Origin of the sequence: Nocardia otitidiscaviarum NBRC 14405 (assembly GCF_000308635.1) — a bacterium.
Classification (GTDB): domain Bacteria; phylum Actinomycetota; class Actinomycetes; order Mycobacteriales; family Mycobacteriaceae; genus Nocardia; species Nocardia otitidiscaviarum.
On record NZ_BAGD01000044.1, the window covers coordinates 104,191 to 117,492 of the forward strand.

Below are 13,302 nucleotides of genomic sequence, written 5' to 3' on the forward strand. Positions count from 1 at the left end.
GATCTTGATACGGTGCTCGCCATGACATCGACGACGCGCCCGACACGGCTGCTTTCGCTCCTGGGCCTGGTCGGCTGCCTCGTCGCCGGGCTGACCGCCTGCGGTGGCGCGGCCGATACGGCGGAGACCGCCGCCAGCGGCGCCCCGCGGGCTCCGGGCCGCACCAGCTATCCGCTGACCATCGAGAACTGCGGTGTGGAGGTGACCTTCGACCAGGCGCCCACCCGGGCGGCCTCGCTGTACCAGGCGTCCACCGAGATCCTGCTGTCGCTGGGCCTCGCCGACCGCATGGTGGGCACGTCGACGTGGTTCGATCCGGTGCTGCCGCAGCTGGCGGCCGACAATGCGACGGTGCCCCGGCTGGCCGACAACGATCCGTCGCTGGAGGCGGTGCTCGCCACCGAACCCGATTTGGTGACTTCGGCGAGCGCGCACACCTTCACTTCCGCCGTGGTGGCGGAGCGGTCGCGGTTCGCGCAGCTCGGCATTCCCACCTATCAGTCGCCGTCGGTGTGCACGGGGGCGACGGTCGAGGGCGAAACCGTCACGCGCACCGAACCGCTCGGCATCGAGACGCTGTTCCAGGAGATCACCGAACTGGCCCGCATCTTCGATGTGCAGGAGCGGGGCGCGCGGCTGGTCGACGAGCTGCGCGGGCGGTTGGCGGCGGCGACGGCGAAGCTGAACGCGACCTCGGAGCCGACGGTCGCCTTCTGGTTCTCCGGAATCAAGACCCCCTACATGGCCGGATGTTGTTCCGCCCCCGGTATGTACGCCCGCGAGGTGGGTGCGCGCAATGTCTTCGCCGACGAGCGCGAGGACTGGCCCGAGATCAGCTGGGAGGCGGTCGTCGCCAGCGATCCCGATGTGCTGGTACTCGCCGATCTCAGCCGCCAGCGCATCGACGGCGACGCGCTGACCACGAAAATCGAGTTCCTGGAATCGAATCCGGCGACCAACCGGATGCGGGCGGTACAGGATAAGCGCTACGTCGTCATGACCGGCTCGGAGCTGGATCCGGGAATCCGTGAGATCGACGCCATCGAGAAGTTGGCGAACGGTCTCGCGACAGCGCGTTGACCCGCACCCGCCGCGCGGCGTCGATCTGCCTGGCGTGCGCTGTCCTGCTGTGCCTTTCGATAGCCGTCACGGTATCCATCGGCCCCGCCGACATATCCGTGCGCGATGTGTATTCCATCATCGGACAGCATCTCGGATTGGGGACGTCGTCGGCCGGTCGACTGGCCGACGGCATCGTCTGGCAGTTGCGCTTGCCGCGTGCGGTGCTGGCGGCGATCTGCGGGGCGGGGCTGGCGCTGTGCGGGGCGATTCTGCAATCGCTGCTGCGCAATACGCTCGCCGATCCTTTCGTCCTCGGCGTCTCCTCGGGCGCGTCCACCGGCGCTGTGCTGGTGGCGGTGGTCGGCGTCGGGGCGGGGGCGCTGACGCTGTCGGGCGGGGCGTTCCTGGGCGCGGTGCTGTCGTTCACGCTCATGCTGGCCCTGGCCTACGCCGCGGGCGGCACCCCGGACCGGGTGGTTCTCGCGGGTGTGGCGTGTACGCAACTGTTCTCGGCGCTGACCTCGCTGACCGTGCTGTGGTCGGCCAATGCCGAACAGACGCGCGGCGTGCTGTTCTGGCTGCTCGGTTCGCTGGCCGGGGCGACCTGGTCGGATGTGGTCGTCTGCGCCACCGTCGTCGCGGTCGGCTGCGTGCTCTGCCTGTGGTACGCGCCGACGCTGGACGCCTTCGCCTTCGGCTCCGATGCCGCTGCCACGTTGGGCGTCGCGGTGGGCCGGACCCGGCTGTTGCTGCTGCTGATCACGGCCGTGGTGACGGCGGCGCTGGTGAGCGCGGCCGGTGCGATCGGCTTCGTCGGCCTGGTGCTGCCCCATGCCGCCCGCTTCCTGGTCGGCCCCGGTCACGCCCGGCTGCTGCCGGTCACGGTACTGCTCGGCGCGGTGTTCATGGTCTGGGCGGACACCCTCGCCCGCAGTGCGTTCGGTGCCCGCGAGGTACCGGTCGGAGTGGTCACCGCCCTGCTCGGCGTACCCGCCTTCGCCATCCTGCTCGCCCGGCGTCGCAGGCAGCTCACCTGACCGGCGGAAGGCACGACAAAGCGGGTCGCCACCGCCGCCGCCGGTGTGTCGGCGTCGGCCGACGTGCAATCCCTGGGCCCGCACACCGCAACCTGAATCGAGGGCATTGTCATCCGTCCTTCGCATTGGTGATTCGTGTAGATGGGATGAGCCGGTTCGAGGGGCGTTTTCGACTGTCTGAAACATCCATAGTTCTAATTGGGCCGATTTCTGGACGAGGGACCAGTTAACTGTGTTAACTTGGCCGCCGGGTGACCACCGGCGCCCCGGGGCCGTCCGCAGGGCCCTGTTGGTATTGCCTTGTCCCGGAGCATGTTTCGGGACAATTCGAGGAGAACTATGTTCCGAACCACGAGGATGACCGCACTCACGGCGTCCACCGCGCTCGTCTTTGCGGGACTGAGCGCCGCCACCGGCATCGCCACGGCGGACGGGGGTTGCGAGGTGCGCAGCTATCAGACCAAGAAGGACGTCAGCACCGTAGGGATCACCCACACCTACGAGAAGATCGCCAGCGCCGAGAGCATCGGCATCGGCACCACGGTGACCTACGACGTGAAGATCGGCACCACCGGCATCGGCAACCCGTACGTCAACACCATCACCGACTTCCCGCCCGCGGGCTTCGGCGCGCCGGTGAAGGTCGCCGTCACCGCGTACCACGCGGGCCGGGGCCAGCAGACCGAGGATGTGACCGCCACCCCGAACGCGGGCGGCTGGAAGGTCACCAGCACCGGCTGGTTCGTCAACTCCGGCAATCCGGTGACCCTGCACATCACCTACCCGGTGCCGGACAACCTGCGCGCGGGCCAGCAGATCACCAGCGGCGGTGTGGGTGTCGCGGGCACGGTCGGCGTGAGCAACGAGATGCCGAATCTGACCGCGTGTTTCACCGCGCGCGGTGCCAACCCGGGTGAGACCGTGCTGGGCAGCCTCGACGACAACGGCCTCGGATCCAACGACGGCCAGCTCAGCTCGACCGGCTCGTTCAGCGATGTGCTGGCCGAGACGCTGCGCAAGTTCCTGGGCAGCTGACGGTCCGCAGTGCGGCCGCCCGCCCCGATGGTGGGGCGGGCGGCGGTGCGTCGTACGAGCGATGATGGGTGAACGAATGCGCGAGAGAAGATTGTCGATACTGGTGGCGATCGGCTGCCTCCTGGTCGCCGCGGGACTGTCCGGCGCGTCCGGCACGGCCGCGGCCGACCCCGCCGCAGCCGATCCCGCCACGGCCGAACTGGTGTTCACCGACCGGGCGGGACAGCGGCAGCAGATCATGCACGTCTACTCACCGTCCATGGCCCGCGTCATCACACTGCACGTGATCACCGCGTTCGACACCAGCGAGCCACGGCCGACGCTGTACCTGCTCAATGGCGCCGGCGGCGGTGAGGACCGCGCGAACTGGCATCGGCAGACCGATATCGTGCAGTTTCTCGCCGACAAGAACGTCAATGTGGTGACCCCGATCGGCGGCGCGTTCTCCTACTACACCGACTGGTACGCCGACGATCCCGAGATCGGCCGTCACAGGTGGACGACCTTCCTCACCCGCGAGCTGCCGCCCGTCATCGACGCGGCCCTCGGCACCACCGGTGTGAATGCCATCGCGGGCGTGTCGATGTCGGCCACGTCGGCGCTCAATCTCGCGATCGCCGCCCCCGACCTGTACCGGGCGGTGGCGTCCTACAGCGGTTGCGCCTCCACCAGCGACGCCATCAGCCGCACCTACATCGAACTCGTTCTCGCCCGTGCCGACGCCGACGTCCGCAATATGTGGGGTGAGCCCGACGATCCCGCCTGGCTGCGCCACGACGCGGTACTCAATGCCGACAAGCTGCGCGGCAAGACCATCTACATCTCCAGCGCGACCGGACTGCCCGGCCGCGCGGACACCCTCGCCAATCCGCTGGTGGGCGGCGAACCCGCCACCCTGGCGAATCAGATCGTGCTCGGGGGCATGATCGAAGCCGCGACGAACCTGTGCACCCACCGGCTGGCGGGCCGCCTGGCCGAGCTGGGCATCCCCGCCACGGTCGAATTCCAGCCCGCCGGAACGCATTCCTGGATGTACTGGCAGGACACCTTCCACCGCTCCTGGCCGATTCTGGAGGCCGCGCTGCGGTGACCGCGCACGCGGAGGACGTTCAGCTTCGGCGGGACGAGCCAGTCGCGGCGCTCAGCGCCTCGGCGTAGACCGCCAGGACGCGGTCGATATGGCGGGACTGCCGTGGTTCGTCGGAATGGGCGGCGAGGGCGACCCGCGCCGCCGTCAGGCGCTCGCGGTCCTCGGCAAGGGATCGCAGTGTGTCGGTGAAGGATTCGACGGACGGGTCGGCAGTGCGGACGCCGCCCGTCGTGGGCACCGTTTCGGTCAGTTCCGGATCGCAGTAGACGATGGGTAGACCCATGGCCACCGCCTCCAGCAGCACCATGCCCTGGGTGTCGCAGTCGGAGGTGAGCAGCAGTAGGTCGTGGGTGCGCATGGCGTGCAGGCAGGCGGCTTGGTCGACCTCCCCGTGCAGGTGGACGCGGCCGCCCGGATCCGCGTCGGTGACGGCGGCGCGGGCGGCATCGGCGAGCGGCCCGCCGCCGTAGACGTCCAGCGTGGCGTTGCCGACCCGCCGGATCACCTCGATGGCCTCCAGCGGGCGCTTCTCCGTGGACAGGCGACCGCACCACAGTGCCCGCAACGGTGCGCCCGGTGCGGTGCCGGCCGCCGGGGTGTCGCGGGCACGGTCGAGCAGGGCATCGTCGATTCCGTTGGACACCACGTGAATCGGCCGGTCCACGCCGCGGTCGGTGAGGCGGCGGGCGAAGTGTTCGGTGGGCACGATCACTCGATCCGCCGCCTGGGCCTGCGCGATCAGGGGACGCCAGGCCAGCCGTGCGACCCGGCCGTCGCCGGTGGCGGCCGGACGCCGGTCCAGCGGCACGAACCAGCCGTGCAGCAGCCGCATGATCAACGCGGCCGGAAGCGGTGCGGGGGAGTACTTCTCGATGACCAGATCGTCACGGCTCTGCATGGTCTGTACGACCGGTACCCCGTGGCGGCGGGCGGCCCGCGCACCGGCGATTCCGCAGCCGTAGGTGGTCAGCGCGTGCACGATGTGCACCGGCCCGCGCGCGGCGAACGCGGTGTCGACGATGCGGCGGTTGGCTCGGGTCGGCAGGGCCACCGGCAGCCCGTTCGACATGGAGAACGGCGTCGTGCGCAGGAGCACCGTATTTCCGTCCGGTGTCGTGGATCCCGGCGCGGGCGGGCAGAAGACGGTCACCCGGTGTCCGAGGCGGCGCAGGCCGTCGCACAGCGCCCGCTGGGCGGTCTGGACGCCGCCCAGGGTGTCCGGGTGGAAGTCGGTGAACATGGCGATGTGCAGGGTATCGGCCATGGTCAGGCCGATGCCGTGACGGCGAGACGTTCCACCTCGTCCGCGGTGGCGCTGATCCCGTTCTCGGCGGACACGAGCCGTCCGAGTTCGGCGGCGCGGTCGCGGGCCTCGGGGGCGAGGGTGCGCACCAGGGCGTCGTAGAGCCGGCTCTCGGTCAGCTTCGGATACGGGAAATCGGCGCCGATACCGAGCGCGGAAATCCGCCAGCCGTAGAAGAACTGGTCGCTGTGCACCCCGATCACCACCGCGGGCAAGCCGGCCCGCAGCACGTCGTGGGTATTGCCGCTGCCGCCGTGATGCACCACCGCCCGGCAGCGCGGCAGCACGCGGTCGTAGTCGAAGGAGTCCAGGACGAGCAGTCGCCGGTCGTGGCCGATACCCCGGGGGTAGCCCTCGCCCTTCACCGTCACCAGCGCCCGTGCGCCCAATCGGCGGCACACCGCTGCGATCAGATCGCAGCTGCCGGTCGGGTCGAGAATCGGCATCCCGGTGAGGCAGAAGTAGATCGGCGGTTCGCCCTCGTCGAGCCATGCGTCCAACTCCGGGTCGACCCGCGCCTCACCCCACGCCCCGCGCAGCCGCGCCGGGAGTACGGGCGCGCCGACGATGGTCGAGCGGTCCGGCCAGTCGGCGGGTTTCGGCAGCAGTACCGGACTCACCATGTGCACCAGTGGAATCGCGTCCTCGCGGATGCGGCGGAACGGATTGCGGGGTTTGCCGGGCAGGCCCATCATCTCCCGCACCCGCCGGTCCATCTTGTGATACGCCGCCCCGTAGGCGACTTCGAAGGCCGTATAGCTGGCCAGCCGCAGCCGACGTGACGACACCATCTGCTTGACCATGAACGACGACGGGAATTCGGCGGTCCGCTCCAGCGGATAGGGCAGGCCGCCGATCACGGTCTGGCCGGTCTTCTCGCGCCGTTCCATGGCCCACGGCAGGGTGGAGGCGCACGAGACGATCACCTCGGCCGACGCGCAGGCTTCGCTGAGCACCCGGTGCATCCGCTCACCGCGCTCACCCGCCATGATCTTGACCGTATCCCGCATGATCTGCACGAACGGCAGTGGATTGCCGGAGGACAGGCCGCGTTTCGCGGCCGGGGATTCCAGCAGCTCCGCCGAATTGAACGGGATCACGTGCGGTTCGAATCCGGAGCGGCGCACCACATCCGCGTAGTTCTCGGTGGCTGTCATCTCGACCCGGTGCCCGCGCGTGCGCAGCTCATCGGCCAGGGCGAGGTACGGCTGGTGGTCGCCCCGGGTGCCCGCCGTCAGCAAAGCGATCCGCATGCTCTCGTCTCCGTTCGTAATCCGCTGGGGTACTTGGCTATTCGTTGCCATTGTCACGATGTCGGCTCGGTCTCGGTGCGCGCGCCGGTGTTAGTGTCGCGGGGTGACCGCAGAATCGCGCCCCGAACTCCGGATCGGCATTCTCGGTGCGGCCCGCATCGCACCGGCCGCCCTGATCGCACCCGCCCGCCGGAATCGGGAGGTCGCCGTCACCGCCGTGGCGGCGCGCGATCGGGCGCGAGCCGATCGGTTCGCCGCCAAGAACGGCATCGCGGGCGTCCACGACAGCTATTCGACACTGATCGCCGCGCCCGATGTCGACGCCGTGTACATCCCCCTGCCCAATGGCCTGCACGGCCGCTGGACCGCCGCCGCGCTGCGGGCCGGGAAGCATGTGCTGTGCGAGAAGCCGTTCACCGCGAACGCCGCGGAGGCGCGCGAGATCGCCGAGCTGGCAGCAGATTCCGATCGCGTGGTGATGGAGGCGTTCCACTACCGCTATCACCCGCTGGTGACGGCGGCCGAGGAGATCATCGCCTCCGGGGAGCTGGGGCGGCTGCTGCGGGTGGAGACGGCGTTCAGCTTCCCGCTGCCGAAGTTCTCCGATATCCGCTACGACTACCGGCTCGCGGGCGGTGCCCTGATGGACGCGGGCTGCTACGCCGTGCACCTGGCACGCGTGCTCGGCGGCGAGGAGCCGGTGGTGCTGGCGGCGCGGGCGAAGTCGCGCGGACCGGAGATCGACCGTGCCATGACCGCCGACCTGCGCTTCCCCTCCGGGCATACCGGCCGTATCCAATGTTCCATGTGGTCGTCGGACGTGCTGCGCATCGCGGCAACCGTCACCGGCGAGCGCGGCCGGATGCGACTGTGGAATCCGGTGCTGCCGCACGTCGGACACGCCCTGATCATCCGCACCGAGCAGGGCAGGCGGGTACGGCGATTCGCCCGGCGCACGTCCTACGACTATCAACTCGACGCCTTCGCCGCCGCGGTGCTGCGGGGTGCGCCGGTCGCCACCGGACCGGACGACGCCGTCGCCACCATGACCGTCATCGATGCCATCTACGAGTCCGCCGGTCTGCCGCTACGCCTGCCGAGCTGACAGCTCGTCGAGGAAATCGATCAGATACCCGAAGACATCGAGGGCCGCGCCCCGGCCGATGATCGTGTCGAGGTGGCCGTAACCCGGAATCTCGCGATAGCGGACATCGAGTTCCGGATTGCGCGCCGACAATACCTCCGAACACAGCTTGTTGGAGTCCAGCCAGGCACCGTTGCGGCTACCCGACAGCAGCAGCACCGGGCAGTCGATGCGATCGGCCCGGTCGAGCGCGTTCTCCGGCAGCGCGCGGTAGCGGTCGTCGTCGACATGCCAGCGCAGCACCGCGTGCGCCAACTCCATCTGTCGCAGCTGCGGCAACAGGGACAGCGGTATGGCGCCGAACAGTTCGGCCAGCCGGTCGTGGGTGCGCGTGTCCAGATGGTCGTGCTCGAACAGTTCGCCGCCCATACCCCAGCCGTGGTGGACCATACGGCAGGTAGGATCCGGACATTCGCCCTTGCGGGACAGGGCGGCATAGAGCAGCGTGCGCCGCGACCACAGGCCGACCTTGCGGAAGTCGGATTCGATATGCGTGACGCGGGAACCGAGCAGCCCGCTGCCCACCAGCACGCGCATCCGTGCCGAGGTGCTGACCTTCGGCGTGAGAAAGACGCCCTGTGCGACCACGCCCGCCAGTCCGGGCAGCAGCCCGCCGGTCAGACTCAGTGCCAGCGCCAGCGCGCCGACGCAGTGCGCCACGGCGAACAGTGGCCGGTCACCGATGCGCTCCCGAATCCGCGCCACCGCCGCCGGGAGGTCGTAGAGGGCGACATCGTCGAGGCTGTAGTCGGGGCCGGATTCGTTGTAGGGCAGCCGGGCGCTGCCACGCCAGTCCAGCAGCCACGACTGGTAACCCGCATCCGCGAGTACCGCTGCCGCATTGCGAATCTCGGGTAGCGCGAACATATCGGACGAGATTCCGTGCCCGTGCACCAGCAGTACCGCGGGGGCGTCGGCGGGGCCGATGCGACGCAGTCGTAGGTCGATGCCGTCGTCGGTGCGGAAGGAGAACTCCTCCGCCACCGCGTATTCCGGCGAAACGGCGGACAGATTCCTCAACGGTGCTCCTTCCGCAGCGCGCGGCGCAGATCCAGCAGGTCGGTGCCCACCCGGAGCATCGGCTCCAGCAGGCTCTTGCCGAGCTGACCGCCGAACCAGCTGAGCCACAGCAGTTTCGCCAGACGCTGCTGGCGTTCGGACAGCCGGGGATCGATCCGGATGCCGTCTATCTGGTCGGGCAGGTAGGTGTGCATGGGCACGGTGACCTCACCGGTGAAGGCGGCGGGCTCGCCGGTGCGGCCGATCTCCACCACCTGGCTGCCGAGTTGGCGCACCAGCCGTCGCCGGACCGCCGCGAACTTGTATCCGTGCAGCCACCACGTCTCGCCGGAGGCGGCACGCAGGGCCAACCGGTAGTGCATGATCGGATGCCGCGTCTCGCCGCGCAGCGGGATGCCGTCGTGCGGTCGCACCGTCGCGGTGCCGTCGACCGTGAGCGGTTCGTCGTGCAGTCGCGCACAGGTCAGCTCGCCGGTGACGTCCAGGGTGCGGGCACCGAACATCTGCGCACTGGTGGCGATGGACAGGGCGAGCCGCAGCTCGCAGGGGATATCGGCGGCCTCGCCGACCGCTCCGATCGTGCCGGACAGGGTTTCGGCGAAGCGCAGATAGGGTTCCTCGCCGGGCAGGGGACCCACACCGGCCAAGGTTTCGAGCATCTTCCCCCGGGCCGCCGGCCCGGAGGCGGGTCCGGGCAGGCCGTGGGCGGCGACGAAGGCGTCGGTGCGGGCGGCCGTCGCGGGCGGAGCGGTGACCATGGCGGCCAGCTGCCGCCGGGCGACGGGACTGCGTAGAACCTGCGCCAGCGACGTCAGTTCCGGTACTGGACCGTCCTCGATCGCCCGGATCACGTCCTCGCACCACCACTCCCAGTGCTGTACGCGAACGCCCAAGCCGCCCAGCGTGGTTTCGGCCAGCAGCCGTTCCAGCGTGGTCGGCACGCCGGTGAGGTGGTAGGTGTGACCCCAGGCGCTCGGCGTGGTGACGATTCCGGCGGCCACCCGGCTGACCCAGTCGACAGGGGCCGCATTGAGGTGGCGGAATCCTGGCACGGCGCGAAAGCGCATGAGCGCGGCGGTGATTCCGGCATTGAGATCGCGTGGATTGTGCGCACCGGTATCCGGGTGCGCGCCGATGCCACCGGGGCGCAACACGGTCGCCACCAAGCCGTGCTCGCTCGCCCGCCGCAGCACCGCCTCGGCGGCCCATTTGGAGCGGTCGTATCCGATGGGTAGGGCGGCGACGTGGGCGGTCGGATCGTCCTCGCCCAGGGTGGCGGCCTCGGTGCCGTTGAAAACGGCCAGGGACGAGATGTGGTGCAGCGGTTTGGGTCGGCCTGTACCGGCCAGTTCCGCCAGGGTCAGCGGGCCGAGCACATTGGTGCGGCGCAGCGACGGATAGCCGCGCAGGAAGTCCACGGCCGCACCCGCGTTCACGATCGAGTCCACGTCCTCGCCCAGCTCGCGCCACCGCCGCTCGGACAACCCGAGCCGGGGTTCGCGCAGATCGCCCGCCAGCGGCGTCACCCGGCGCAGCACCTCCCGCGACCAGGGCAGTGCGAAGCGGCGGACGGCCTGCTCCAGCCGGACGGCGGCCTGGTCGTCGGTCTCGGCGCGCACCAGGCAGACCACGTGGGCATCGCTGTGCCGCAGCAGATCCAGCAGCAGATGGCTGCCCAGGAATCCGGTGGCCCCGGTCAGCAGGATGTGGCGCGGGACGACGCGCTCCGGTGCTGCGATGATCGGCAGCCGGTCGGCGTCGGCGAGATCGGCGAAGAGCTGCGCGAGGTCGTCGGTGTCCGGCTCGGAACACGAGTTCGGCTGTGGTGCGGTGGATTCCGGATGGTCGGCCAGCCACCGGCGGGCCAGCCTGCGGGGGCGCGCGTCGAAGAACACGGTGTCCAGGTCCGGATGGATATCCAGTTCCCGGGTCAGCGCCGCGAGCAGTTCGACCGCGGCGACGGAGGTGCCGCCCGCGTCGAAGAAATCGGTATCGGCATCGATGGGCGTATCGGTGAACCGGTTCGCGACAGTCGTGATCGCCGCCGCCAGCCCATCGACATCCCAGCGGCGCACACCATCGACCGGCGTCGGCGTGATCCGCGGGAGAGCGGCCGTGGCATCGTCCTTCGCCGCGTTGCTGCCGCCGTCGGTGCGGGCCGCCGATGCCGACCGGTCGAGCAGCGCGGCGATATCCATTGCGCCGGTGCCTCGTTCGAGACTCTCGGCGCGGGCGCGCCGGTCCACGGCCGGTTCGCGCGCCGGCACTCGATCATCAGTTGCGCTCACCGGTCGCCTCCGTCTCGTCGGGCCGGACGTCCCAGGACCGGAACCGCCGCAGCCGTTCCGGTGTCGCCCGTACCTCCAGCCGCCGCTCGTCCGGGGTGCCGCCGAGCAGGCGGACGGCCAGGCGGCGGGCTGGTTCATTGCGTGGCGTGCGTTCCACCGCCAGGCGGACAGCGGTGTGCCCGAGCGCCTCGGCCCGGTCCGCCACCCAACTCAGCAGCCGTTCCTCGATACCACGGCCGAGGGCACGGCAGCTGAGCTGCCAGCCGCGAATCCACAGGGCGTCCGAGTCCGATCGCAGCGCGAGCACCGAGATCAGACCGTAGTCGCCGAAGCGGTCGCGGGCGGTCGCGGTCCAGACCTCGCCGTCGCTTCGCCAGGATTCGAGGTCGTCGGCCGTGACGGCGGCGAGGGTGAACTGGGTGGTCCGCCGTACCAGTTGGGCGGCGCGTTCCACGGTGGCCTCGGTGAGCGGTTCGACGGTCACCGCGAGCTCGAGCGAGTTCAGGAAGTCCGCGAATTCCATTGCCGCCCGCGCGGTGTCACGCTCGCGCTCCCGGTGGTAGAAGTCGGCGCGGGCGCGATCCTCGGCTGTGGCCGGGACCGGCACCAGCGGCCACAGGCGGGTGAGGAACGCCTCCAGCTCGTCGGCGGGAGGACAGGTCACCGCCAGCACCTCGGGCATTCGCGCCCGCATGCGCGCGACCTCCACCGGGTTGTCGTCGAGGTAGCAGAAACTGTCCAAGCCGAGTCGCAGGGTGCGAGCGACCTGCTCCAGCCGTTCGGGTTTTGGCTCCCATCCCGCCGAGACGACCGCGAAATCGTCAGCGCGCAACGGACTGTCGGTGCGGTCCAGCACGGCCCGGACGACATCCTCGTCGTTGTTGGTCAGCAACACCAGCAGGGTCCCCGCCGCCCGCCACTCGGCCAGACGTTGCGCCAGGATCAGTCGTGCGCCGTCGAAAACGACCGCTGTGGAGCCGATCTCACCGACGACGCCGCTCCAGAGGGTGTCGTCGCCGTCCACCGCGATCACCTTGGGCGCGGGTTCGGTGACGGCGTCGACGGTCGCCGCCAGGGTGAGCGCTACGGCCGCTTGAAATTCGGCAGAGAAGGGCAGATGCGCCAACACCTCGGCCCGATCATCGAAGGGCTCGTCCACCGGATGATGGCGCGTCCACGCGTCTGCCTCCAACACCGCCACGCCCGGCAGTGCGCGCAGGCGTTCGGCAACCAGCCGCTCCCAATCGAGGAACCGCTGCTCGGCCCGAGCCGACGGCAGGATGCCGACCAGCATCGGCCGGTGCGTGCGCTCGGCCACCTCCCGCACCGCCGCCGGTAGGTCGGCGGCCAGTTCGGCCAGCAGCTCATCGGAGATCGCGCCGAACCGCTCCAGATCCGATCCGCGCAGCAGCACGATACCCAGCTGCGTCGCCCCCGGCGCGAAGACGCCCGACGGATCGCGCAGGCTGGACAGCACCTGGTGGTAGGGCGCTTCCACGACCGTGACCGGTGTGGTGTCGGCGGCGGCCGCCGTCAACAGTTCGGGCAGTCTGCCGAGGGCGAATGTCGCGCTCACGGCGACCCGGAGGCTCTGCGGCGCACGCCGTGAGTCCGATTCGGGGCTAGGGCCGGACGACGCCGGTTGCGCGGCCGTATCCGGCTGCGGGCGCGTCATGCGATGGGTGCTCGGTGCCGCCGGGGGCGGGGTCTCGTGCGTCTGCGCGGCGGCTTCCCGCGCGGCGGTACCGGGAACCGCCGCCGCGTCCGGATCGCCGATCGCCGTCGCGACGGTATCGAGGTAGTCCGCGCCGAAGGCGGCGCAGGTGCGCTCATCGATGATGTCGGTGTTGTAGGTGAACCACACCTGCCCGGTGTCGGGTAGCACCGCCACCATGAGATCGAGGTCGGAGAATCCGGTGCTCACCGGAACCACCTCGGCGGTGGCGACGGCGGAGTTGGCACGCAGATAGTTGAAGTAGACCTCGATCAGCGGTGCGTTGTCGCGGTGCAGGCCCGCCCGGGCCAGTGCTGCCAGCGCGTCGGCCAGACCCGCACCCGGGGCGAGCAGGT

Annotated in this window: 10 protein-coding genes; 5 read left to right on the plus strand and 5 right to left on the minus strand. The window is 70.0% G+C overall.

All coding sequences use genetic code 11. From position 1 onward, the window contains the following. Nucleotides 1–21 precede the first annotated feature (21 nt). The 4 genes from ON31_RS08120 to ON31_RS08135 all read left to right on the plus strand — a co-directional run bounded on the left by ON31_RS08120 (nucleotide 22) and on the right by ON31_RS08135 (nucleotide 4,224). The gene (locus ON31_RS08120; protein WP_039811094.1) at nucleotides 22–1,080 is read left to right on the plus strand and encodes an ABC transporter substrate-binding protein; all 1,059 of its coding nucleotides are present in this window, start codon (nucleotides 22–24) and stop codon (nucleotides 1,078–1,080) included. Then, nucleotides 1,077–2,099, plus strand: coding sequence for a FecCD family ABC transporter permease (locus ON31_RS08125; protein ID WP_039811042.1), 1,023 nt, complete (start codon nucleotides 1,077–1,079; stop codon nucleotides 2,097–2,099). The genes ON31_RS08120 and ON31_RS08125 overlap by 4 nt, the downstream gene beginning before the upstream one ends. Before the next feature lie 357 nt (nucleotides 2,100–2,456). Beyond that, nucleotides 2,457–3,134, plus strand: coding sequence for a hypothetical protein (locus ON31_RS08130; protein ID WP_228814613.1), 678 nt, complete (start codon nucleotides 2,457–2,459; stop codon nucleotides 3,132–3,134). Nucleotides 3,135–3,210: 76 nt separating this feature from the next. Continuing rightward, nucleotides 3,211–4,224 (plus strand): alpha/beta hydrolase, encoded by a 1,014-nt coding sequence (locus ON31_RS08135; RefSeq protein WP_039811097.1) that lies wholly within the window; start codon nucleotides 3,211–3,213, stop codon nucleotides 4,222–4,224. A gap of 19 nt (nucleotides 4,225–4,243) precedes the next feature. Here the strand turns inward: ON31_RS08135 and ON31_RS08140 are convergent, their stop codons facing one another. Then, nucleotides 4,244–5,488, minus strand: a complete 1,245-nt coding sequence (locus ON31_RS08140; RefSeq protein WP_255222019.1) for a glycosyltransferase — start codon at nucleotides 5,486–5,488, stop codon at nucleotides 4,244–4,246. Nucleotides 5,489–5,490: 2 nt separating this feature from the next. Further along, on the minus strand, nucleotides 5,491–6,780 hold the full coding sequence (locus ON31_RS08145; RefSeq protein ID WP_039811045.1) for a glycosyltransferase: 1,290 nt from the start codon (nucleotides 6,778–6,780) through the stop codon (nucleotides 5,491–5,493). A gap of 103 nt (nucleotides 6,781–6,883) precedes the next feature. On the opposite strand from ON31_RS08145, the gene ON31_RS08150 reads away from it, so the two are divergent. Beyond that, the gene (locus ON31_RS08150) at nucleotides 6,884–7,885 is read left to right on the plus strand and encodes a Gfo/Idh/MocA family protein (RefSeq protein WP_039811047.1); all 1,002 of its coding nucleotides are present in this window, start codon (nucleotides 6,884–6,886) and stop codon (nucleotides 7,883–7,885) included. On the opposite strand, the gene ON31_RS08155 is transcribed toward ON31_RS08150, so the two are convergent. The 3 genes from ON31_RS08155 to ON31_RS08165 all read right to left on the minus strand — a co-directional run. Then, nucleotides 7,868–8,944, minus strand: coding sequence for an alpha/beta hydrolase (locus ON31_RS08155; RefSeq protein ID WP_255222020.1), 1,077 nt, complete (start codon nucleotides 8,942–8,944; stop codon nucleotides 7,868–7,870). The two genes, ON31_RS08150 and ON31_RS08155, sit on opposite strands and share 18 nt — an antisense overlap. Next, nucleotides 8,941–11,232, minus strand: a complete 2,292-nt coding sequence (locus ON31_RS08160; protein WP_051036977.1) for a thioester reductase domain-containing protein — start codon at nucleotides 11,230–11,232, stop codon at nucleotides 8,941–8,943. Before ON31_RS08160 ends, ON31_RS08155 begins: the two co-directional genes overlap by 4 nt. Continuing rightward, nucleotides 11,219–13,302 (minus strand): HAD-IIIC family phosphatase (locus tag ON31_RS08165; protein ID WP_157533612.1); only part of this gene is annotated, 2,084 nt, incomplete at its 5' end. The genes ON31_RS08165 and ON31_RS08160, both read right to left, overlap by 14 nt.

Bases quoted from the DNA above. Each gene is read 5' to 3' on its own strand.
- ON31_RS08140 (WP_255222019.1), bottom strand. From the start codon at position 5,488: ATGGCCGATACCCTGCACATCGCCATGTTCACCGACTTCCACCCGGAC.
- ON31_RS08130 (WP_228814613.1), top strand. From the start codon at position 2,457: ATGACCGCACTCACGGCGTCCACCGCGCTCGTCTTTGCGGGACTGAGC.
- ON31_RS08135 (WP_039811097.1), top strand. From the start codon at position 3,211: ATGCGCGAGAGAAGATTGTCGATACTGGTGGCGATCGGCTGCCTCCTG.
- ON31_RS08145 (WP_039811045.1), bottom strand. From the start codon at position 6,780: ATGCGGATCGCTTTGCTGACGGCGGGCACCCGGGGCGACCACCAGCCG.
- ON31_RS08120 (WP_039811094.1), top strand. From the start codon at position 22: ATGACATCGACGACGCGCCCGACACGGCTGCTTTCGCTCCTGGGCCTG.